Annotated in this window: 22 protein-coding genes; 7 read left to right on the top strand and 15 right to left on the bottom strand. The window is 51.5% G+C overall.

What is annotated here, in order from left to right; all coding sequences use genetic code 11:
* Positions 1-43: 43 nt before the first annotated feature.
* Complete coding sequence (modE, locus tag GFC06_RS20425) at positions 44-832, bottom strand: molybdenum-dependent transcriptional regulator (protein ID WP_016152325.1); 789 nt, start codon at positions 830-832, stop codon at positions 44-46.
* Positions 833-962: 130 nt separating this feature from the next.
* Here modE and GFC06_RS20420 point away from each other — a divergent pair, with 130 nt between their 5' ends.
* The 4 genes from GFC06_RS20420 (at position 963) to modC (ending at position 3,837) form a co-directional block, all read left to right on the top strand.
* Positions 963-1,112 carry an AcrZ family multidrug efflux pump-associated protein gene (locus GFC06_RS20420; RefSeq protein ID WP_003023026.1) on the top strand — a complete coding sequence of 50 codons (150 nt, stop codon included), beginning with the start codon at positions 963-965 and terminating at the stop codon, positions 1,110-1,112.
* A 201-nt stretch (positions 1,113-1,313) separates the two neighbouring features.
* Positions 1,314-2,087, top strand: coding sequence for a molybdate ABC transporter substrate-binding protein (modA, locus tag GFC06_RS20415; RefSeq protein WP_153690593.1), 774 nt, complete (start codon positions 1,314-1,316; stop codon positions 2,085-2,087).
* Entirely contained in the window at positions 2,087-2,776 is a 690-nt protein-coding gene (modB, locus tag GFC06_RS20410; protein ID WP_016152327.1) for a molybdate ABC transporter permease subunit, read from the top strand. Before modA ends, modB begins: the two co-directional genes overlap by 1 nt.
* Positions 2,777-2,778: 2 nt before the next feature.
* Positions 2,779-3,837 carry a molybdenum ABC transporter ATP-binding protein ModC gene (modC, locus tag GFC06_RS20405; RefSeq protein ID WP_016152328.1) on the top strand — a complete coding sequence of 353 codons (1,059 nt, stop codon included), beginning with the start codon at positions 2,779-2,781 and terminating at the stop codon, positions 3,835-3,837.
* Here the strand turns inward: modC and GFC06_RS20400 are convergent, their stop codons facing one another.
* The gene (locus GFC06_RS20400; RefSeq protein WP_016152329.1) at positions 3,838-4,656 is read right to left on the bottom strand and encodes a pyridoxal phosphatase; all 819 of its coding nucleotides are present in this window, start codon (positions 4,654-4,656) and stop codon (positions 3,838-3,840) included. It abuts the gene before it with no gap.
* A gap of 165 nt (positions 4,657-4,821) precedes the next feature.
* On the opposite strand from GFC06_RS20400, the gene pgl reads away from it, so the two are divergent.
* On the top strand, positions 4,822-5,817 hold the full coding sequence (gene pgl, locus GFC06_RS20395) for a 6-phosphogluconolactonase (RefSeq protein ID WP_016156024.1): 996 nt from the start codon (positions 4,822-4,824) through the stop codon (positions 5,815-5,817).
* 115 nt (positions 5,818-5,932) lie between these two features.
* Here the strand turns inward: pgl and GFC06_RS20390 are convergent, their stop codons facing one another.
* The 13 genes from GFC06_RS20390 to GFC06_RS20330 all read right to left on the bottom strand — a co-directional run bounded on the left by GFC06_RS20390 (position 5,933) and on the right by GFC06_RS20330 (position 20,139).
* A complete protein-coding gene (locus tag GFC06_RS20390) occupies positions 5,933-7,297 on the bottom strand; it encodes a hypothetical protein (protein ID WP_103766049.1) in 1,365 nt (454 codons plus the stop codon).
* Positions 7,298-7,311: 14 nt separating this feature from the next.
* Entirely contained in the window at positions 7,312-8,088 is a 777-nt protein-coding gene (locus GFC06_RS20385) for a M23 family metallopeptidase (protein WP_228522535.1), read from the bottom strand.
* 12 nt (positions 8,089-8,100) lie between these two features.
* A complete protein-coding gene (locus GFC06_RS20380) occupies positions 8,101-8,898 on the bottom strand; it encodes a prepilin peptidase (protein ID WP_153690592.1) in 798 nt (265 codons plus the stop codon).
* 12 nt (positions 8,899-8,910) lie between these two features.
* On the bottom strand, positions 8,911-9,948 hold the full coding sequence (locus GFC06_RS20375; RefSeq protein ID WP_049282667.1) for a type II secretion system F family protein: 1,038 nt from the start codon (positions 9,946-9,948) through the stop codon (positions 8,911-8,913).
* A complete protein-coding gene (locus GFC06_RS20370) occupies positions 9,932-11,461 on the bottom strand; it encodes an ATPase, T2SS/T4P/T4SS family (protein WP_370915971.1) in 1,530 nt (509 codons plus the stop codon). The genes GFC06_RS20375 and GFC06_RS20370 overlap by 17 nt, the downstream gene beginning before the upstream one ends.
* Positions 11,458-11,994, bottom strand: a complete 537-nt coding sequence (locus GFC06_RS20365; RefSeq protein ID WP_103766051.1) for a hypothetical protein — start codon at positions 11,992-11,994, stop codon at positions 11,458-11,460. Before GFC06_RS20365 ends, GFC06_RS20370 begins: the two co-directional genes overlap by 4 nt.
* On the bottom strand, positions 11,976-12,833 hold the full coding sequence (locus GFC06_RS20360; RefSeq protein WP_153690591.1) for a hypothetical protein: 858 nt from the start codon (positions 12,831-12,833) through the stop codon (positions 11,976-11,978). Before GFC06_RS20360 ends, GFC06_RS20365 begins: the two co-directional genes overlap by 19 nt.
* A 4-nt stretch (positions 12,834-12,837) precedes the next feature.
* A complete protein-coding gene (locus tag GFC06_RS20355) occupies positions 12,838-13,383 on the bottom strand; it encodes a hypothetical protein (protein ID WP_153690590.1) in 546 nt (181 codons plus the stop codon).
* Positions 13,384-13,390: 7 nt separating this feature from the next.
* Positions 13,391-14,833 (bottom strand): type II and III secretion system protein, encoded by a 1,443-nt coding sequence (locus GFC06_RS20350; RefSeq protein WP_047497825.1) that lies wholly within the window; start codon positions 14,831-14,833, stop codon positions 13,391-13,393.
* 20 nt (positions 14,834-14,853) lie between these two features.
* The gene (locus GFC06_RS20345; protein ID WP_227021103.1) at positions 14,854-15,345 is read right to left on the bottom strand and encodes a TcpQ domain-containing protein; all 492 of its coding nucleotides are present in this window, start codon (positions 15,343-15,345) and stop codon (positions 14,854-14,856) included.
* Positions 15,326-17,503, bottom strand: a complete 2,178-nt coding sequence (locus tag GFC06_RS20340; protein WP_153690589.1) for a type II secretion system protein — start codon at positions 17,501-17,503, stop codon at positions 15,326-15,328. Before GFC06_RS20340 ends, GFC06_RS20345 begins: the two co-directional genes overlap by 20 nt.
* Positions 17,504-17,587: 84 nt before the next feature.
* On the bottom strand, positions 17,588-18,295 hold the full coding sequence (locus GFC06_RS20335) for a type IV pilus major pilin (RefSeq protein WP_049282673.1): 708 nt from the start codon (positions 18,293-18,295) through the stop codon (positions 17,588-17,590).
* A gap of 560 nt (positions 18,296-18,855) precedes the next feature.
* On the bottom strand, positions 18,856-20,139 hold the full coding sequence (locus GFC06_RS20330) for a putative acyl-CoA thioester hydrolase (protein WP_047502440.1): 1,284 nt from the start codon (positions 20,137-20,139) through the stop codon (positions 18,856-18,858).
* A 223-nt stretch (positions 20,140-20,362) separates the two neighbouring features.
* Between GFC06_RS20330 and hutI the strand changes: the two genes are divergently transcribed.
* Complete coding sequence (gene hutI / locus GFC06_RS20325) at positions 20,363-21,586, top strand: imidazolonepropionase (protein WP_153690588.1); 1,224 nt, start codon at positions 20,363-20,365, stop codon at positions 21,584-21,586.
* Positions 21,583-22,524: a formimidoylglutamase gene (gene hutG, locus GFC06_RS20320; RefSeq protein ID WP_047501303.1), complete on the top strand. Its 942-nt coding sequence runs from the start codon at positions 21,583-21,585 to the stop codon at positions 22,522-22,524. The genes hutI and hutG overlap by 4 nt, the downstream gene beginning before the upstream one ends.
* Positions 22,525-22,602: the final 78 nt, after the last annotated feature.

The following is a 22,602-nucleotide window of genomic DNA, read 5'->3' as shown; positions in this document are numbered from 1 at the left end:
TTAATAACAGGGATACGTGTTCTTCAGGCTGATGTCAATCTACTCAGCACAGCGTGGCGATAATCACTCTGTCAGCATTAAACCAGGCGGTGACGTTAGCGCCTTCTTGCAGCGTTGCGGCGTCCTGGGCCGGAACGGTGGCGCACAGCGTCTGGCCGTCTGGTAACGTCATCAGCACTTCACACTGTTCCGCACCGCGTTCAATATGGCTAATCGTGCCCTGCAACTGGTTATCGGCGGCCTGAGCGATGGCGTCGTCCTGAGTGATTCCCACCCACGGCGCTTTCAGCAGAATCAGTACTTCTTTGCCTTCCTCAAGACCCAGACGCTCGCCACTTTGCGCAGTGATCGCCACTTTCAGGCGCGTTTCGCCATCGGCCAGCAGGACGTCGACATGCTGCTGGACCTGATCGTGGTCGCGGGCGGTGATTGTGCCAAACCATTGGTTACGGGCGCTGGTTTGCAGTGAAAATCGAGAGATAGCCGCCAGCAGGCTATTGAGCGGTAGCGCATCGTCATCGCTCAAAACATCAAAGGCTTTTTGTTGGATCTGCGCCAGCAAATCATACAACTGAATTAAGCGTTGGCCGTAGCGCGTTAATACCGCGCCGCCGCCGCCTTTGCCGCCTGTGGCGCGCTCAACCAGCGTTTGCTCGCTGAGTTGGTTCATTTCGTTAATCGCATCCCAGGCGCTTTTGTAGCTAATACCTGCATCCTTCGCGCCCTGACTGATGGAGCCGGAAAGCGCAATATGCTTAAGCAGAGAAATGCGACGGGGATCGGCAAACAGTTTTTGCTGAAGTTTCAGCGTAAGAAGGATTTCGGCCTGCATCACAAGCTCCTGGCAAAAAAGGGTATTGTGACGGAAAACCGTGCCTGAGCAAAGCCGACCGCACAAAAGGGGAGTGCTTTTCTGCGTTATGTGGTTAGAATACAGCTAAGGACTACATCTGGAGTTGACCATGTTAGAGTTATTGAAAAGTCTGGTATTCGCCGTAATCATGGTACCTGTGGTAATGGCCATCATTCTGGGTCTGATTTACGGACTGGGTGAAGTGTTCAACATTTTCTCCGGTATCGGTCAAAAAGACCAGTCCAGACAGAATCATTGATTCCCCAAACGCCCGCTCAGTCGGGCGTTTATATTTTTTACGCCTTCCAACCCGTTTTCTCTGTCTACCGTTTCTCAAGATCCTGCTTTCCCTGCCGATATTTTCTTCGTGTAACCTCAAATTGGTATCAATAACCACTGGGAAAATCCTGGTTTACTCGTTATATTTGCGACTACATAACGAAACGCAAGGGAGTTACAGATGGCACGTACATGGTTACGCTTGTTTGCCGGGGCAACACTTTCTCTTACTGTTGCCGGGCATGCGCTGGCGGATGAAGGAAAAATTACTGTTTTCGCAGCGGCTTCACTGACTAACGCGATGCAGGATATTGCGACGCAATACAAAAAAGAGAAGAACGTTGATGTTGTCTCCTCTTTTGCGTCTTCTTCCACGCTGGCGCGCCAGATTGAAGCAGGCGCTCCGGCCGATCTGTTTATCTCTGCCGATCAGAAATGGATGGATTACGCGGTAGACAAAAAGTCGGTTGATACCGCCACGCGTGAAACGCTGTTGGGTAACAGCCTGGTGGTTGTCGCACCGAAAGACAGTGCGCAGAAAGACTTCACCATCGACAGCAAAACCAACTGGACTCGTTTGTTAAATGGTGGGCGTCTGGCCGTTGGCGATCCGGAACATGTTCCGGCGGGCATTTATGCTAAAGAAGCGCTGCAAAAATTGGGGGCATGGGATACCCTGGCCCCGAAACTGGCACCTGCCGAAGATGTGCGCGGTGCGCTGGCGCTGGTAGAGCGTAACGAAGCGCCGCTGGGGATCGTCTATGGTTCCGATGCTGTCGCCAGCAAGGGCGTAAAAGTTGTTGCGACTTTCCCGGAAGATTCACACAAAAAAGTGGAATACCCTATCGCAATTGTTGATGGGCACAAAAACGCAACGGTCAGCGCGTTCTATGATTACCTGAAAGGACCGCAGGCTGCTGAAATCTTTAAACGTTATGGATTTACGACCAAGTAATGATACTGACCGATCCTGAATGGCAGGCCGTCATACTGAGCCTGAAAGTTTCTTCCCTGGCTGTGTTGTTTAGTCTGCCGTTTGGGATCTTCTTTGCCTGGCTGCTTGTGCGATGCAAGTTCCCGGGCAAAGCGCTGCTCGACAGCGTTCTGCATTTGCCGCTGGTACTGCCGCCGGTCGTGGTGGGCTATCTGCTGTTGGTCGCCATGGGACGCCGCGGATTCATTGGCGAATGGCTGTACGACTGGTTTGGCATTACCTTTGCCTTTAGCTGGCGCGGTGCGGTACTGGCTGCGGCGGTGATGTCTTTCCCGCTTATGGTTCGGGCTATTCGTCTGGCGCTGGAAGGTGTCGATGTCAAGCTGGAGCAGGCGGCCCGCACGCTGGGCGCTGGACGCTGGCGCGTATTTGTCACGATTACTTTACCGCTGATGCTACCTGGCATTATTGTCGGTACGGTGCTGGCGTTCGCGCGTTCCCTCGGGGAATTTGGCGCAACGATTACCTTTGTCTCCAATATTCCTGGCGAAACCCGCACTATCCCGTCGGCGATGTATACCCTGATCCAGACCCCCGGCGGCGAAAGCGCGGCGGCAAGGTTATGTATCATTTCTATTGTGTTAGCGCTGATTTCACTGCTGATTTCTGAATGGCTGGCGCGTATTAGCCGTGAACGGACGGGGCGGTAATCATGCTGGAACTTAATTTCTCCCAGACGCTGGGGACGCATTGCCTGACGCTTAACGAAACGCTGCCAGCCAGTGGGATCACCGCTATTTTTGGCGTTTCCGGCGCGGGTAAAACCTCGCTGATTAACGCCATTAGCGGCCTGACGCAGCCGCAGTCCGGGCGCATCGTGCTTAACGGACGGGTTTTGAACGACGTCGAGAACGGTATCTGTTTAACGCCCGAAAAACGCCGGGTGGGCTATGTTTTCCAGGATGCGCGCCTGTTTCCGCATTATAAAGTGCGCGGCAACCTGCGTTACGGTATGGCGAAAAGTATGGCCGGACAGTTTGATAAGCTGGTGGCCCTGTTGGGCATTGAATCGCTGCTTGACCGTCTGCCTGGCGGTCTTTCTGGCGGTGAAAAACAGCGCGTAGCCATCGGTCGGGCGCTGCTTACCGCGCCGGAACTGTTGTTGCTTGATGAGCCGTTAGCCTCACTGGATATCCCGCGTAAGCGCGAACTGTTGCCTTACCTGCAACGCCTGGCGCGTGAAATTAATATTCCGATGCTGTACGTCAGCCACTCGCTCGATGAAATCTTGCACCTGGCAGACAAAGTGATGGTGCTGGAAAACGGGCAGGTCAAAGCGTTCGGTTCGCTGGAAGATGTCTGGGGCAGCAGCGTGATGCACCCGTGGCTACCAAAGGAACAGCAAAGCAGCATTCTGAAAGTCAGCGTGCTGGAACATCATCCACATTACGCAATGACTGCACTGGCGCTTGGCGATCAGCATCTATGGGTCAATAAGCTGGATCAACCGCTGCAAACTGCGCTGCGTATTCGTATTCAGGCATCTGATGTTTCGCTGGTGCTTCAACCGCCGCAGCAGACCAGTATTCGTAACGTGCTGCGGGCGAAAGTCGCGCAGTGCTATGACGATAATGGTCAGGTGGAGGTTCAGCTTGAAGTGGGCGGTAAAACGCTGTGGGCGAGGATCAGCCCGTGGGCCAGGGATGAACTGGGTATCAAACCTGGCCTGTGGCTGTACGCGCAAATTAAGAGCGTATCGATTACCGCGTGATTACAGCAGGTGGGAGTAGATAAATTTCGCGATGCTGTCGGTGGTGTTGTCACCAATTACGATGTTGGCGCGGGCTTTGACCGCGTCGTCCGCATTACCCATCGCCACGCCGGTACCTGCGGCTTCCAGCATGCTGATATCGTTAAAGTTGTCACCAAAGGCAATGACGTTTTCCATTGACCCGCCCTGTGCTTCAATCCACTGGGTAAGGCGTCGTCCTTTGCTGTTGCCTTTACGGGCTATGTCGACCTGATCGTGCCAGGACCATTCACACTCCAGCCCCAACTGCTGTTCAACATGCTTACCAAACTGCTGCAGTTTCGGAATATCTTCGTCGGTGAGGGCAAATTTCCAGACGGCGTTAACGTCATGTGCGGCCTGCGCTAGCGAAGGTACCTGGGTGAAGGTCGGGCGCTGTTCCGGCGGCAGGGTTTGTGCCCAGTTAGCGGTACGCACCACATGCCCGGTTGGGCGCTCATACAGCATGGCCTCATCCACATACATCAGCCCGTGGATCTGATGTTCATCCAGCATTTCGATCAGCTGTAATGCCTGGTTTACCGGAAGGGGATCGGATTCCAGTACCGTTTTTGCCTGATAATCATACAAGTAGGTGCCGTTGCAGCAAATTGCAGGTGTATCCAGCGCCAGTGCCTGATAAAAAGGATGAATAGCAACGTGATGGCGACCTGTGACAATGATAAGTTGGTATCCTGCTTCTCTGGCGCGCGCGAGCGCTTCAAGAGAGGATGGCAGCAAGGTTTTTTTCGGGGTCAACAGGGTACCGTCTAAATCCAGGGCAATCACGCGTGCGGTCATAGTTATTTCCAGATTAAGGTTGAGAATTTTGTCTGCTGGAATGGTACACCGAGACGGGAGCCGGACAAAATTCTGCGCCTTAATTAAGCATTCACCGTTAAAAGCGTCTACCTTAGGCGTGTGTCAGGCAATTGCAGCCACCTGCCAAAAAGCAAAGGAGTATTCATGAAGCAAACCGTTTATACCGCCAGCCCTGAAAGTCAGCAAATCCACGTCTGGAGCCTGAATCATGATGGTTCTTTGACGCTGACGCAGGTGGTTGATGTGCCGGGTCAGGTACAGCCGATGGTCGTCAGCCCGGATAAGCGCTACCTCTATGTTGGCGTGCGCCCGGAGTTTCGCGTGTTGGCTTACCGCATTGCGCCTGATGACGGTGCGCTGACCTTCGCGGCGGAGTCTGCGCTGCCGGGTAGCCCGACGCATATTTCTACCGATCATCAGGGACGTTTCGTGTTTGTCGGCTCTTATAACGCCGGGAGCGTGAGCGTCACGCGTCTGGAAGATGGCCTGCCGGTGGAACAGGTTGACGTGGTTGAAGGTCTGGACGGCTGCCACTCGGCCAACATCTCACCGGATAACCGTATCCTGTGGGTTCCGGCGTTGAAACAGGATCGTATCTGTCTCTTTGAGGTAAGCGATGATGGACATCTGGTGGCGCAGGAACCGGCGGAAGTGACCACCGTTGAAGGCGCGGGCCCGCGTCATATGACGTTCCATCCGAATAAGCAATTTGCCTACTGTGTGAATGAGCTGAACAGCTCCGTTGACGTCTGGGCGCTGAAAGATCCGTACGGCAAGATTGAATGTGTGCAGACGCTGGATATGATGCCTGCTGATTTCACTGATACCCGTTGGGCAGCGGATATTCACATTACACCGGATGGTCGTCATCTGTACGCCTGTGACCGCACCGCCAGCCTGATTACGATCTTTAGCGTGTCTGAAGATGGCAGCGTGCTGACCAAAGAGGGTTTCCAGCCTACTGAAGTTCAGCCGCGCGGTTTTAATATCGATCACAGCGGTAAATACCTGATTGCAGCCGGGCAAAAATCGCACCATATCGCGGTGTATGAGATTGCTGGCGAGCAGGGGCTGCTGGCAGAGAAGGGGCGTTATGCTGTGGGGCAGGGCCCGATGTGGGTCGTGGTGAACGCGTACTAACGCCACCAGTCAGAACAGGAAAAGCCTGTTCAAAGATAAAAAGCGAGGTTCACATCCGTGTGAACCTCGCGGGGAAAAAATTAACTCATACGGCGCAGACGCCGCCGGTCAGCAATTAATAGCGCATCTTGTAGGCACAATTAGCCTTAAGGTATTCCTCTTCTGTTGCCCCATTAAGCTCTGCTCCGTCAGGGACTACTTCAGGGCCTTCTGAACATTTCCAGTCATATTTGCGAAGACTAACCCCGACTCCGCCCCTACCCGAACCCGTGTAATTATCCCTTGCCATGGGGGGGGCACCATGTATCTCCATATGGGCGACAGATTTAATGTCCACCTCCAGATAGTCAATATTTCTGAAATCCAAAATGCGACCGTATCCGTCGCTGTCGTTACGTTCCGGTTCATTCAAGTGGAGGTTGGATGCCTCTGGATTCATGTTTCTGAAAGAGGTAAAACCTTTCTGATAAAACGATTTCAGGATGGGGGGCGGATTCGAATTGTCCGAGTCATGCGTTGAGAGAAATTCCATCTCATAGTTTTCTGGACTCACGCTGGTATATTTCATCGCTATAATGGGGAAAGTATACTGAGCACCTGGATTACCCAGTCTAGCTTCAAACCCCATTACCTCAATAATCATATACTCCAGATTATTACTGGGGATATAGATATAGCCGCTGGGTTTACCTCCCGCAGTACCGGGGCGTTGATAACCACCACAGTATAAGGAACCCGCATCTTCGCAGAGTTCTGGATCTTGCGTATTGAACATAGCAGAAAGCTGGACATCATTATCAGGCTCAGTCGTGCGAACAAACTGACCATTAGAATCGAACACGATGTCTGCTTTGTTTTCTATGTTATTTCCGCAATCTTTAAATCCCCAATAAAACCCCCGAAAAAATCGCGTTCTCCTGCTATAATCAGTACGATATAGCGCTGGGTCGTAGCAATGAAAGTCCTCGTTCTGTGAGGGGGAACCAAACCAATCGTTTCCATTAGTCGCACCGGTGTTAGAATAAACCCAGACTAACCCTTCCAGATGCTCCGTTGATCCTATTTGATACAGTTTTTTACCATCAACGGTGTCCTCATTATCGCCATCAGCATTAGCCAAAGTAACGCTACAGGGCGCACTGGACGAAAATGGACAATTTGGCAGATTTGGTCCAATAAAAGAAAATCGCGGACGCCCCCGCTCCTGATCGATTCCCTTGGTTTTCCAGTAAACATTCACGCCTGTGGTCTGATAGCGTCCAGGCGATGGCATACCCAGACTGTTAAAATCACTCGAAACCTTAACGAGAAAATAATGTGATCCCGGCAGTTTCAGCGGTGGCTGCGGAGGCAGAAAGCCAAAATGCCCTTTGCTGTTCTCTGGCTCCTGAGTGTCGTCACTTGCCAACACACCAGGGTTAAAAAGCAGCGCTGCCGCCAGCAACCCCGCCGATAAAGCGATCCTTTTCTTTTTTTCCATTGTGTAGCTCCTTGTTATACAGCGGAAATAATCTGATATTTACCACTGCGCAACAGCACGACCTGATAGTTGCCAAACACCATACTACCTGGTGCCACGGTGCGCGTTTTGTTGTTAAACCGGACGGTAATCCGTGTTCCGCCCGGTCCCTGAGAAACCAGCACCACCCGAGGCTGAGCGTCGGATTTTTCTTCCGTGGACGTACGCCCGGCGCGCGCCAGCAGCGGGGTGTTGTTCAGCAAGGGCTGTGGGTCGAGCGCCACGCCTCGCCAGGCTATTTCCAGATGCAGGTGCGGACCTGTGCTAAAACCGCTGCTGCCGGATGCGGCGATCTCTTCGCCCGCCGTCAGCTTTTCGCCCTTACGCACCCGCGCAGAGGCGAGATGAAAATAGCGGCTCAGCCAGCCGTCCGCATGACGGAGAGTGATAAAGTACCCGGCGCCGCGATCGTAGCCGCTCTCCACTACTTCGCCGTCGGCGATTGCATGCACGCTGCTGCCGAATGGCACAGGAATATCCATCCCTTTATGCTGCATCATGCGCCCCAGCACAGGGTGCAGGCGTTGTCCAAATCCTGAGCTGATCTGGCGCTTCGCCACGGGCCAGATAAAGCGTACCGGCGCGTTATCATCAACCACCGCCGCAGCGCTGGACGATATCTGCAGGTTCTCTTCTGACCACACTTGCGCCACCTGTAATGACGGAACGAAAGCCTGCTGCCAGGCCTGCTCGCAGGTGGTCGTCGCCAGCGGCGCTATTGTTAGCCATACGCTCCATATCAGACACGACACGATCGACCCCCGTCAGAGCAGCAGTAAAAACGCGACCAGCGCGATAGCCGGACCGAACGGAATATAAAAGCGATGTTTGTCATCCTCTTGCGTATAAAAGAACCGCACGCAGACGTAAAACAGCAGCCCGGCCAGCGCCGAAAAGCAGAGTAATTCCGGCAGGCGCTGCCAGCCAAGCCATGCCCCGCAGGCGGCGTAGAGCTTGACGTCGCCGTAGCCCAGACCGTCGCGTTTGCACAACGTCTCCCACAGCTTCATCACGGCCCACAGCAGCAGCCAGGCGGCGGCGACGCCGTAAACTGCGTCCTTCACCCGCACCATGGAGTAGCCCGATGCGGCAAGCAGTAGCCCGCCCCAGAGCACGGTGAAGACCAGCGCGTCTGGCAGAATCAGATGTTTAAAATCGATAATCGCCGCGCTGTAGAGCACCATAAACAACAGCGCATACGCCAGCGCGAGCTGAGGAGACCATTGCGGCAGGTAAAACCAGGCCAGCGCCCCCCATACCAACCCCATCGCCAGTTCAGAAATCGGATAAATAACCGGGATCGCAATGCCGCACTGGCGGCATTTGCCCTTCAGTAACAGCCAACTGAGAACCGGAATATTATCCCAAGGCTTAATATCCGATTTACAGGCAGGGCAGTGCGACGGCGGCCACCACAAATTAACCGCCGCCCCTTCTGAATCATCCTCATCTATTACGCCAAGCATCAGCGGCAGACGATAAATAATCACGTTGGCTAAGCTGCCAAACAGCAATCCAAGTGGGATAAAAATAGCCACCATCCATGGCATTAATAGATCCATGATTTAATTTTCCTAAAAAGAACCGCTGGCGCCCATCGCCGCCAGCTTGTCGCTGAGCGAAAACAACGCGGCAAAAACCCATATTACGCAACCGCCTAATATCAGCGTGGAGAGCGCTTTTAATAACCCGGAAAGTTTAGTGATATATTCCCGAATGTGTTCACGTGATTTATTCGATACCGCCAGCAGCACCTCATTAAACGAAGGTAGCGCGGCGTAAAGACTGATATTGAGCAGCGTTTCCGTGTTCAGTAAACCCGAGTTGAGCGCCTCCCCATAGCTGACGCCCGCCGCCATTTTCTTCTGCATCCCGGCCAGGTGCCAGCGCAGCCAGCGGCTGGAGTTCAGGTTAATAATGCTGAGTGCATCATTGAGCGGAATGCCGTTTTTTAACATCAGCGCCAGGTTGTTGAGAAAAATAGAGGCAGTCAACTGCTTATACGTTGAGAACGGCATAATTCGATCAAAAAACTGATTACGAATATTCCCGGTCATTTTGCCCATTGCTATTTTGATCACGGTAACCAGCGCAATAAAACCAATGAGGATATATATCCACAGCCCTTTACACAGCGCCATCCCAAAAATATAGAGCGCGCTGGTGACGCCAGGCCATTTTTCAACCGGTACAACGCCTTCAAAAGCCGGGAACACTTTATAAGCATAACCGCCTATCACCACCAGCGACAGGACCAGCATAATGAGCGGGAAGGTGATGGCGCCGACGATTTTCTTGCGCAGCTCGTCGTTATAATTAATCACGTTTACCAGGGTGATAAAGCCGTCGGCCAGGCTGCCGCTGCGCTCCGCCGCGTTAATCACGCTCAGTTCAGATTCAGGGACCAGCCCCTCGAAAACCATCGCAATGGAGGTGGTTTTCGCCATTTTCGCAGTTAGCTCTTCCAGACGTTTAGCAAATCCTTTGCCGAGCAGTTTTTCCCCTTCCGCGCGTAATTTTTGCAACGCGTCATATAGCGGAAGTTCAGCGTTAATCATGTCTGCGCAAAACTGATAAAGATAAATACGCTGTTTCTTACCGAATTTTTTCAACTATTACCTCCAGCTCTTCCTGAACGACTTGCCCAAATTCCATTTGAAACCAGGTCGCGCACACGCGTCCCTGAAGTACCGCCGCCATCGTTTTTTCTTTAATTTCGAATCCTTCGCTCAGGCCGGTCTGTTTTAATCGCTTCGCGCGCCAGACGGTATAAACTTTAAGCCACTTCTGTTCAGCAATGGCCTCCAGCTCGTCATACACTGGCAGCAAATACTCCATCACCAACTGGCGTCCGCCAATACCCGTGTGTTTGCAGGCCGGACAGCCTTCAGCGTTTTTTTCATAAAGCTGGAACTCGCGTCCCTTAATGGCGGCGGTCCGTAACGACGTTTTACACTGCGGGCACAGTACCGGTATTAGCTTCTGGCACTGTAAGCCCGCAATAAAGCCCGGCGTTGAAAGCTTATCGCTGGTAATACCGAGCGCGGATAAGCGTTGCAATAACGAAACGATGTTGCCTGCGTGCACGGTGGTAAAGCAGTAGTGACCACTTTCCACCGCCCCGGCCAGCGCGTTAGAAGAGATATTGTCGCGAATTTCCCCCACCATCAGTACGTCCGGGTCGCGACGCAGCGAGGATTTGATCGCCGAATGGAATCCTCCTGATTCGCCGCTTAATACCGAACTTTGCGTTGCGCCATAGATCTGATATTCGACCGGATCTTCTACGGTCAGAAAACAGCCGCGATTGTCGTAGCGGTTGATCTGCATCCACTCCATCAGATTTTTCAGGGTGGTGGATTTTCCCGAACCGGTTGTTCCGGCAATAATATATGCGCCGTAGGGGTTACTCAGGATCCTTTTGAGGTCGCTAATTTCCTCATCGGAAACGCCAAGCTTATCCAGGCTCGCGACGCTGGCTCTGTCCAGACCCGATGGAATAATACGCAATACCGCGTGATAGCAATCGCTGGTCTCGCCAAATATCGGATAGTGCGCATAGCGGAAGCGGTAGCTTTTCCCCGCCAGCGAATAGAGGATATTGGCGTTTTGCGCAATATTGCGGTTCCAGGTGGTGTCGCGGGTGCTTGCCTCAACGTTGTAGAGCACGAACACCAGCTCATCGCAGCGTGACGCCTTCATCTGTATAAACGGACAAAGCACGCCGTTAATGCGCAGCTCAATATTCGCCACCATATCATTACGGGTGATATGCAGGTCGCTGGCCTTTAACCCCACGGCCTTTTTCAGCATCTCTTCCAGCGCAAGCTGTGTGTTACTGCTTTCCTGCTCAAGCAGCTTACTTCCCGCTGACAGCAGTTGTTCAACGATCAGGTAATAATTTTTCTCAGTAACCTGCGCTATTCCCTTAACCTGAATATTATGGGAAACCTGCAGGCGGTGGCACACCGCCTGCATTGGCGCCAGATTATCAATCAAAGGCGTGGATACCAGTAACCAGGCTTCATCCGCATGCTCAGCAACCAGAATATCGCCGTCATACTCCTGGAATTGCCACTCCTGAGAATGAATGTTCTCCTCGTTAAACTGGATATAATCGATCACTTACCCACAACCTCGACCGTCACGTCATTTGCTTTGTTATGACGCGCAATATAGTCATAACCGCCGTAGCTAAAACGCTGATTCAGCGGCACCATCTTCACGCCGCCGTCGGCGCCGGCAATCGCCACGCGTTTTTGACCCGCGATTTCGGAAATCAGCAGCGGCCGCAGCCCTGGCGCAGATTCTGACGTTGCTCCTGGGGAAGCGCTAATATCATCCATTGTGCTGGCGGTGCTCATCGGCATAACCGCTGCGCTATCCGCCTTTTTCTCACCGCGCAGCTTACGCAGCTCGCTGCGGACTTTTTCCAGCGCAAGCTGATTCGCCAGCTCGCGGTACTGGCTCTCGAAGTTGAAATCTTTTTCTATCATCTCAACAACGTGATCCTGCATCGGCGATACGTCGCTTAACGGCGGCGTGCCTTCCGCTTGCACAACCTGCTGCGCGGGGATGATTTCTGCCGTATCTGCGGCGTAAAGAGCAGGTGAAAGCGTCAACACTATTCCCGCAATGATTAATTTCCCTTTTTGCATGCCAGTCCTCCGGTAACGAGCGTTGAGTTTTCATTGAATACGATTGATTTGATAATAAACGCGTCGGCAAAGGGTTGTTTATTCAACACCAACGACACGCCTGAGAAATCCATTTTGGTCGGTGAGGTGATCGTCCAACCGGCGAACAGCATGCCGAATGACGTTACCGCACTTTTCAGCGCGCTTTCATTTTGCCCGACGGCAGAGGAGGGCATCCCCGTTAATACCAGTTCGGTATTTCGTCCGCCTAATGAGTTCCAGGTGCTGATATAACTTAATACATCGGTACAGACCGGCAGATTGACCGTGTTTTTACTCTGCCACGCGATGAGCCATGGGTGTTTATTCATCCCGGACTCAATGCCCGTATAGTCCAGCGTGTTTTTTGAAAAACTGGGCGACCAGGTTTTGCCCCAGAGATTAATATCGGCCACGCTAAATATCCGTCCTGGATTTAGCGCATAGCTGAGTGAACAGCCCGTACTGGTACATTCAATACTTTTTGGCGCAAAGCCCACCTGCGACAGTTTTTTATTCGCTAGCAAGAGCTGCTCCAGCAGCAGGCTGGCATCAGAAATGCTGCCGCCCGTGAGCGAGTTGCGATAAAAATCTTCGATAGCTTTGATTTTTTGCTGGCGGGCAGCCTGTTCAGCCTGGACTCTGGCCAATCGTTCCTGCTCCGGTTTCCAGATAAAATAGTAATAGCCCGCCCCGCCGCCGCCAGCTAATAAAATCAGTAGCGTAACGACCCAGACGATAATATTACCTCCTCGCCCGGTAGAACCGCCCCCTATAATATTACGACGTTTCCAGAAATAGATATTTTCAGAGACCGCCACGTTCTCATCCTTTTATAAATAATTTCAGCAGTGTCATAAACACCAGTAAAAATACGATGCCGCCTGCTAACAGAGCGCCGATCATCATCTGTCGCCGTTTTTTCTGCCGCCGCTGATGTTCAGTACAGCCTTCAATCACCGCCTCAAAGTGCTGTTCCGTTAACTGAATTAACGGTAGATCCGCATACTGTGGCGATTCTTTCAGTTGCTCTTTCAGCTTCATCCAGAAGCGTCTGGAGACCAGACGATCGCTGCCCGAAACGGGAGCACCGTGCGAGATAATCAGGAAATAGTAGCTTTCCGCCTGCTCATAGTAATAAATACCGTTACCGTACAGGGCTTTCATCCACAGAGCGAAAGGCTCATATAAGGTGGAGTGTTTAGTACAGAAACCCGTAACCATTTCCCCTTCATCCGACAAGATCGTTAACTGGCGATGGGTTCGCCGTATATGTGCCAGCCAGTCAAGATAATAAGGTTCGTGAGAGGTGGGCTCGTAGCTCCAGACCAGATCAATTAATACCCGATTTTCTGATAAGTGCTTAAGCATGATGCCCTCATCGGGTCTGCGTTGGGGCACGGTAATTATCAATACCGACTACCATCACCACGGTTTCGACATGTTCGTTGTTGGTAACTGAGCCTGCCAGCACCGACCATCCCTGACCGTCAGAATCCTCTTTCGCTTCGTATTTGCTGACCAGCAACAGGCTACCCGGCGTAATTGTGGAAATGTTAAACATTTCCGTCGTGCTTACCGACGGCAACTGAACTTCATCAAAGGTATCGATTGAGTTGAGGTAGCGCTTGGTAAAGCCGCTGGCCACTTCAATTCGCCCGTCGGTTAAGATACGCGGGGTAAGAATAAAGCTGGTGCCGGTGACCAGTTCCGTGGTTTCCACCTCCGTACTGACGTCTCCTGTATTGGAATCTTGTTCCCTGGTTCGGCTGGAGACATAATATTGCGACGTGGTCATGTTGAGCGGAATAGGGATGTTATTACGGGTAATAAACGAACCGCTCTGGATCACCTTACTGCCGGTGAGTTCGTACAGGGCATCCAACTGAGAGCTGATATTCATATGCTGATTGGTCCAGCCTGCGGTTAAGCCGCCGGAGAGCTTCATCAGCATTTCTGAGCTGTCGATACCAAAAGAGGAGGTCCCATCGTTGAAGGTCATATTGACCCCACCGCCCAGCTCTTTCGTTTTGCGCTTATCAAGGGTGAATATTTTGTAAGTCACGACAAACTGACGGGTGTTATCCGCCTGAAATTTCTTCAGTGACTCATTCAGCGCGTGATATTCCGAAGGACGCGCGGTGATCGTCAGAATCGAGGCGTCTTTGAAAATACTGTAAACGCCGCTGGAGACGAATTTATCCGCCATATCCTCAACGTCGTCCCAGAAGCTGGATTCAAACTTGGTTTCGGCTTTGCCTTTCAGACCGCCGCCGGAAGTGGCTTCATTACCGGACAGATCGAGACTGGTCTCAAACTTGTTGTCTTCGCCGTAAAAATCGAGCTTTAGCACATAGTTCTGGAAATAAGAGACGACCAGTACGCCGTTGTTATCCAGCAGCGGATTCACGTCATACAGCGCGGAAATATAGCGGGTAAATTCCTCAAACGTTCCGTTGAATTTAACGCTACGGAACTCCGGTTCCCCCGCATCCGATTTTCCACCGGGAACGGAAGTATTAATACGGTAGCTAATACCGGTTTGCGCGGTCACCGCCTCAAGAATTGTCGCCAGATCGGTAGGCTCGTAAGACTGAATACTCACTTGCTTACGCAGCAGCGCCTGTTTACGGGAGTTATATTCAACCTTTTTGCCCAGATAAGGCTCGTTATATTTCATATAACCGGTCGTTTTCATTTCATCCGCAGTGGTCGGGTTGCCGGTTTCCTGCGGGACAATACTTTTATCGTACTTGGTATCAATAGACGTACAACCCTGAAGAGCCAGCGTCAACGCCAGAAGCGAAACTTTAATTTTCATAGCATTATTCCCTTGCTTAATTACTGCTCATCAATGATCAGTACGTTATTCGCCTGGTAGTCTTTTATCACCAGCCCGTAGTTTTCTGACGTAAATACTTGTCCAAGCTTAACCAGCACATCCTGTGTTGATTTACCCTGCAAATGAATTGCCTTGTAAATAACAAAATCAGTTGAGCTGTTCCAGAGCAACTTATAGCCATTTTGCTGCGCCCATTTTGAGAGTTGCTGGCTTAATAACTCCTCTTCTAGTAAATCAATTTTTATTTCCACCACTGGCGCACTGACAGGCGCGACGCTTTTCACCGTATCATCTCCGGAAAAGGGATTTCGCGGCGTGGTTGTACTTTCTTTCACTGGCGTGGTGGTTAACATCCCTGCGTCAATTTTTTGCCCGGCTGGCGCGCTGGCGGCAAAACTTCCCTGGCTGCCTAATAATGCGGACACGGCAGCCCCAATTATCCATGTTTTTTTCATCTTACTCTTCCAATGATTAATAGGTGTTTCTTTCATGGTCCGGAATCTTAAGTTCATCACCGTTTTCTTTATAAAATTTAAGATCGTTATCTTCCGCAACAAGAGAATGGAGCACATACTTATTCGGCTCCGCCTCAGTCCAGGCGTAACCTTCGGATGAAATCATTCCCCCCTGCGGGATTGTGCTGCACCACTGGTTAATTACCACCGAGAGAGACTGTGGGTTTATTTTATTCACATCTTTTTTGCCACCTGGGGTAATTGTTGCCGACGCGGCGCTGATTAACCAGAAGGGCTCGTCCAGATTATTACCTGTGCCTTTAAACCATTTCTCCGCGATCCAGTCTTCAAAGATTCCGTTTACGTTCACTTTATCCGGGACGTTGGCAGAGACAATATCTTTGTTCACCACGATGTTGGCCTGGATCGCCACAGCGGCTACCGCGCCCACAGGTTTCGGATCGTTCTGACTCTTGTAGCTATTCGTCCGGGTTGCCCCCTGCTGGGTATAGTCGAAATAGCCACCGGTTTTGTTTGCCCCATCATCCTCATCTGCCGCGACAGATGATATGGCGACCGACAGGCGGGGATAGAGGCTACGCAGCTTGGTTTTACGGTCTTTATCGATACCGGTTACTTTAGGACACGTTTGCAACGGTAAACGAATCACGCCCGGCTCACTTAAGAGCTTGTTGTAATTTGTACTATCATTTGCGGCTGTATAAACAGGATCAGCTCCTGTCGGACCTTTGCCCTGCGGGTAATCGTTTTTGAATGACTGATAAAAGGTGGTGGTGGGCGTCACCAGCTCATACTGACCATGGAAAGCATCTGCAAATTGATTAGGTAAGCTACTGGTATCATCATCATCCTGGATACCGTTTTTAAGCCTGTCAGCATCAGTTCCATTGTAAGCCACATACCATTTTTCCGGATGCTTGCGCGAGGTATTTTCCATCACGATATTGGCGTACAGCGTGCCGGTGGTGCCTTTGAGCGAGCTCGGCGAAGCAGGATCCACTTCGCTACCGTCTGTTTTATCCGCGCTGGTACGCAGATGCAGAATGCGATCGTCCGGATTATACGGCGTGCCGTCTGGATTAAGCCTGCCATCCGGGTTGACGCCGTTGCTGTTCATTGCCGCCAGGCACAGCGTGCTCTTGTTTTGCTCTCTGCTCCAGCACATCGCCGGTTCGTTTTTATCTTTGTCCGTTGCATCGCTGCTGGTAATCAGTAGGCGGTCTTCATCAATCGCCGTAATACACGGTCCGGCTTCGCCTTTGGCATCGTTCCAGCACAGCTTGGCAGCCGGAACAGAACCATCGGCAGTAATATCTTCACTGTTTTTGTCTAAGCTTAAGCGAATGCCGTAACGTTTATTTGCATCGAGCCTGTCCAGATTATTGGGAACGTCCCCCATCTGCAGCGGTTGGTCTGCGGCCGTTGTTACCAGGTTAAAATTACCGCTATTGTTGACTTCAAACACCACCGCCTGCAGATAACCGAGATCGACGCTTTTCAGCGCTTTTTCCAGCGGCTTAATAAATCCGGCAAAATGGAGACCTTCGTTCTCGGCATCTGTCTGGTAGACGAGATAGAAGTCGACACGTTCAATGCCCAACCCGCTGGTGCGACTGTTGTTGACGAAGTCCACGCGTTCCAGCACTAACTCCAGCGATTCGGCGCCAGGGCGCAGTTCACACGGCAGCATAGACTCCGTAAGCTTGAAGGGCAGTTTCCCTTTCTCATTATTGCCATTTCTACATTCGCTACCCAGAAACAGATAGCGAGAACCCCGGGTGGGCGATACATCGGTTTGCGTTGACACAGCAGCAGACCAGCCGGAATAAAAATTATTATCATCCCTGTCGGGTGAATCCTGTAATGTCCTGTTAGTGACGCGGTTATCATAATTCGCGATATTGACGTGAGTATTTTTTCCGTACAGTGGGTTGGCTTGTTGTGCGCTATTTGTGGTAGCCAGTTTGTCTTGTGCCACAAATCGCATCACGCCGGAAATATCTCGGGCGATCATATCAGCGACAATCAGTTGGTGACTTTGCTGGGCTTCTTTTCGTTTATAATTGGCATAAGTCATCAGGCACATGCCGATAATGGCAAGCACAACAATCATTTCAAGAAGGGTGACGCCTGCCTGACGGCCGTGAGCATTCGTGCTGTGCTTACTTATCATTTATAAAGTCCATTTAGAAGGACTGCCCTCTAATAAAGAGGGCAGAATAAGTACAACAAATTAAAAAAATATTGCCAGTATTTATTAACGGCTACCTAAAATGATAGCGTTAGTTGGACCAGTTGTATCAGCGTCACAGACACCATCTAAGACGATATTGGCAGGCGTTAACTCATCTTCAGTCGTTGTTTTCAAAATACCACTAGCAGGGGCCGCTTCAACACTGATATCAATTGCTGCAGCACCTTCACCAGACAATGCACCTGCAGCCGCTGTAGTGGTCGCCACATAATCCCATTGAGAACCAACCTGTGACACAATGTTACGGCAATCTTCCATCTCCAGTCCGTTGATTACCATAAAGAAAGCTTTATTCTTCGTGGCAGTAGCGGAAAGTTTTGCAGGTCCAATTTCAAAAGCATCGTTAGAGAATCCATTGAACGCTTCACTAGGACCGATTTTACCCATCTTGACCAGACCAACGATTGCGGATAATCCATCTGATGTCTCGATCCCAGCTTTTGTTTCTGCACTTGAATCCTGGCGAGTCGGATATTCAGCAGAGTCTTTATACGCCTCTGTCATCGCAACACGGACAGAGTTCGTATTATCGGTCAGGTCTGAAATATCCTGAGATGTAAACGCACGCTGTGCCAGAATAACCACCCCTGCGGCGATAATACCGATAATGCCCAGTACAATGATAATTTCAAGCAGCGTTACGCCTTTCTGCTTTTTCAGCTCACGATACTGCGCTGATTTCCTTTTCCATGAATGAATCATGCTTTTCATATCCATAAATCCTTAGATATTAGTTGCTGTAAAAAATTAACCCTGCACTCACTGTGCCAAAAGATTATATGCGGCATTTTTCGTAAATCACCAGAAGCTAAAAGCTGTGGTGGGATAATTAGGAATAAAGGTGACTGGTCTGATGAGTTATTTTTGAATAAAATTTCACAATATATATATTATATATTGGAAATATCGTAACGGGTTTTTTGATTTATTTTTAGAAAAAGTTACGGTAATCTTCCTTTTCCGGAGAGTGATATATATTGACAATGCTCATATATTAAAATTAATATGGCTTGGCTTTTTATCTATTTTAGGTTAAAAAGTGAGTTTAGCGGCAAAACAATATTTGTCCAGTTAAACGTTACTGTAACTTACTTAGGTAAGCGCCTGGGCTTGCCTTCATACAACTCGAATTATTATGGCTATAAATAGATTGATTCACGCGATCAATTTAAACCTGCGTTGGTGAAAATATTACCTGTGTGAAGAAAAGACGTTGAAAGCGGTGAAGGGGGCTGGCGGGAGTGTTCCCGCCAGCGGTTTGATGGCTGTGATTACTGCTTCGGTTCGGCAACCACTTTGCTACCGATACCGCGGTTGTTGTATTCCCACATGCGGTTGAAGTTGGTGTCGTTCAGGTTGCGCTGGATTTCACCTTTGTCATCTTCTGCACCGGTATTACCGGCAAAAGGACGCTTCGAGATAACGCTGTCAGCCCATGGTTTTGCCATGTTAAAGCCTTCGTTGATCACGCTGTCGCGGATAACGACCTGACCGTTAGTGTTTGAATCGACATCCAGCGAGCGGCCCAACTGTGCCACGCCATCACCACTCGCCGTGAAGCGGCTATTTGTGGCGAGGAAGCCGTAGTAGATGTTTGACAGCGTCGCTGGTGCAAACACATAGGCTTCCTGCTGAGTACGGGAGTTCACAACGCGGAAATCGGTGTTATCGAACACCACGGCGCCGCGACCGGAAACAATATCCACATCGCCTTCAATGTAGCTGTTGGTTACCAAAGTACGCGGTTGACGATCGTTTTCCAGACGGTTTTGTACGCCGCTGTTAGTCACGAAAAACGTATTCTGGCGACCGAGGATGTTGACCTTATTGATCTGCACTTTATCGCCATCGGTACGTAGCGCAACGGCCGGGTGATTACCCGCATCAACGCTGTCACCCAGATTGTTTTCGATGGTCAGGTTCTGCAATTGCAGACCATTATTTTGCGACCAGACGACGGCAGAACACATCACGCCAATATTTGTGCCGCGCTTGTTCTGGCAATTATCAAACATATACCACGCCGGTTTACCCGGCATGTATTTACCGCCCGGGTTCACCGTACGACGCCAGTCTGCGGTGCTCATGTCACCATCAATAGCCTGGCCAATTTTCACATCCAGCGGTTTTTCGCCCATGCCGTACAGCGTCAGACTTCCCGTTGCTGCCGGGATATATACCGTGCCCTGATACTCGCCCGGCATAATCGCGATGTACTGACGTTTGTTAGTACGTTTGATGATTGCCGCATCAACCGCAGCCTGAATGCTGGTATGGGTGACGCCCTGAGTCCCAGCCGGGCCAACCACGAAGTCAGGCTGTGCAGGCAGAGAAATAGCAGAAGGGCTCCACGGCGCGGTGTTTGGCGTCAGCGCGGAAAAATAGTGCGCAGCAACGAAGTTTTTCGCTTCATTGGCCGACAAGATCGGGCGCGAAGAGGTACCTGGCGCGGTCTGATCGGAAGGAATTTGATCGGGCGGCGTAGAGCTACAGGCGGTCAGCGTCACGCCAAAAGCCATTGCCAGCGCCAGACGGGAAACTGATGATATGTTCACAGGTTGCTCCGGGCTTTGAAAGTTATCCATTGAAGCCTGCTTTTTTATACTAAGTTGAGCGAAACGGGAAGGTTAAAAGGTAAAAAGTTGTTTTTATCGCCGTAATGCCCGGCGCGGAGAGTCCTTATATCACAAATACATAACAATTACGGTCCTTCAGGTTGACAACATCCGTATAATCAAAAATAAATGTCTATACAACCTATGACAAGTGGTGAGTCGAATGCAGCAATTCTTCCCTGATGATGTTATCTGGCGCAATGTTCGTCTGGCGACCATGGATCCCGAACGTAACACCTCGTATGGGCTGGTAGAGGGTCATGCGCTGATCGTCCGCCAGGGGAAGATTCGCGATATCGTTCCGGAGTCATCGCTCTATCTCACACATGACAATACCTTTGATATGCAGGGCAGGCTAATTACACCTGGCCTGATTGACTGTCATACGCATCTGGTCTTTGGTGGAAACCGCGCAGGCGAATGGGAGCAGCGGCTAAACGGTGTCTCCTACCAGCAGATAAGCGCCCAGGGCGGGGGGATCAATGCCACCGTATCAGCAACCCGCAGCGCCAGTGATGAGCAACTCTTACATCTAGCGCATCAGCGTATGGAACAGCTAATCAAAGAAGGCGTTACGTTGCTGGAAATAAAATCCGGTTACGGCCTGGATTTGCAGACAGAAGAGAAAATATTGCGCGTGGCAGCGGCGCTGGCGGCGGAGAATATCATTGAAATAAGCCCCACGCTGTTGGCTGCCCATGCGACTCCAGCAGAATACCGGGATGATCCTGACGGCTATATTACGCTGGTGTGCGAGACCATTTTGCCGCAGCTGTGGGAACAAGGGCTGTTCGAGACCGTCGATCTGTTTTGTGAAAGCGTGGGTTTTTCGTTGGCGCAGAGCGAGCGGGTGTTTCAGGCCGCGCAGGCGTTGGGCATCCCGATTAAAGGCCATGTTGAACAGCTGTCATTGCTGGGTGGCGCACAGCTGGTAAGCCGCTACCACGGGTTATCCGCCGATCATATTGAATATCTCGATGAAGCGGGAGTAGCGGCGATGAGCCAAAGCGGTACGGTCGGCGTACTGCTGCCCGGCGCATTCTATTTCCTTAAAGAGCAACAGCGTCCGCCGGTGGCGTTGCTGCGTCAATATCAGGTACCGATGGCGGTGGCGACAGATTTTAACCCAGGTACCAGCCCGTTTATCAGCCTGCACTGGGCGATGAATATGGCCTGCGTTCAGTTTGGCTTAACGCCGGAAGAAGCATGGGCGGGCGTCACCCGTCATGCGGCCCGGGCGCTGGGACGTCATGCCACTCATGGTCAATTGAAGGCCGGGTTTGTGGCCGATTTTGTGGTGTGGGATGCCACTCTCCCGGTCGAAATCCTGTATGAACCGGGGCGTAACCCGCTCTACCAACGCGTATTCAAAGGACAAATAGTATGACTCACTGGCAACCTGTTTCACCTGCGCTGTGGCAGGGACGTGATGACCGCGCCGAATCGCCGAATGCGCTGCGCCTGTTTCAGACTATCACGCTGAGCCCAACATTTAGCCCAGAAATGTATCGCGAGCAGATAGCGCTGCTTGGGTTTGCCTGCGACGAAGGCGTGAAACGTAATCAGGGCCGGACGGGAGCCGCCGGAGCGCCCGATGTGCTGCGCAAGGCGCTGGCGAATATAGCCAGCCACGATGGGCATCATCGGCTGGTGGATCTGGGAAATATTGTGGCCCAGGCCCCCGATCTTGAGGGCGCACAGCAGGCGCTACGCAATGCGGTGCAGCGCTGTCAGCAGGAGAATATGCGTACCTTTGTTCTGGGGGGAGGACACGAAACCGCATTTGCGCACGGCGCAGGCGTGTTGGATGCGTTCCCGCAGGCGAAAGTGGGGATCGTCAACTTCGATGCCCACCTCGATTTGCGCCATGCCGATCAGGCTACTTCCGGTACACCGTTTCGCCAACTGGCGCAGCTTTGCGATGAACAGCAGCGTGAATTTCACTATGCCTGTATCGGCGTCAGCCGGGCGGCAAACACCCAGGCGCTATGGGATGAGGCGCAACGGCTCGGTGTGACCGTGGTGGAGGATCTGTACTGTGCAACGGCGCAGGCGCAGTTAGCGCAGTTTGTCGCCAACCTGGATGTTATCTATCTGACTATCGATCTCGACGTGCTGCCGGTATGGGAAATGCCCGGCGTGTCGGCACCCGCTGCACTGGGCGTACCGTTGGCGACGCTGCTGAATCTGATTGAACCCCTGTGTCGTAGCGGTAAACTGCAGGCGGTGGATATGGTTGAATTTAATCCACGCTTTGACGATGATGGCAGAGCGGCGCGCGTTGCGGCGCGATTAGGTTGGCAAATCGCGCACTGGTGGCACTGATATACCTGATGGCGTTGCGCTTATCAGGTTCGGGTAATGCCTGTAAACTGTACCCACTCACATTCTCAGCTTAAGGAA

The organism is Citrobacter braakii (assembly GCF_009648935.1).
In the GTDB taxonomy this organism is placed as follows: domain Bacteria; phylum Pseudomonadota; class Gammaproteobacteria; order Enterobacterales; family Enterobacteriaceae; genus Citrobacter; species Citrobacter braakii.
Note: the sequence above shows the minus strand (reverse complement) of the source record. Positions and strands in the feature narration are given on the sequence as shown.